General features: G+C 34.7%; 1 tRNA gene. It reads right to left on the reverse strand.

Annotation, left to right across the window (positions count from 1 at the left end):
- Positions 1 to 14: 14 nt before the first annotated feature.
- Positions 15 to 85: transfer RNA gene (locus DRF60_RS20945), tRNA-Gln, on the reverse strand.
- Between the last annotated feature and the right edge of the window lie 345 nt (positions 86 to 430).

The raw sequence follows: 430 nt of genomic DNA on the forward strand, positions 1-430 counted from the left end.
AAAAGGATGGTTTGTAGACCCACAGGGATTCGAACCCCGACTGACGGTACCAAAAACCGGAGTGCTACCGTTACACTATAGGTCTGTTTTTATTTTGGTGAGGCAAATTTACAGCTTTTTTGTTTAGATACAAGAATTTTTTAAAGTTTTTTTTACATTTACAAGACTTTTTATTGACCACAATCATGCTTATAGACTTCAAGAATCTCAATATTAATAATTTATCCTTTCAAACAGATTTCGAACAGAAAATCAAATTTTTTTTGAACGAATGGTTTTCTGACGGATATACTGTAAAGGTTCAGACTTCAGGCTCTACCGGAACACCAAAAATTTTTGAAATCGAAAAAGAGAAAATGCTGAACTCTGCTGTAATGACCTGTAATTTCTTAGGCTTGAAAGAAGGAAATAAAGCGCTGTTATGCCTGCC

Origin of the sequence: Chryseobacterium elymi (genome assembly GCF_003385495.1) — a bacterium.
Taxonomy (GTDB): Bacteria; Bacteroidota; Bacteroidia; order Flavobacteriales; family Weeksellaceae; genus Chryseobacterium; species Chryseobacterium elymi.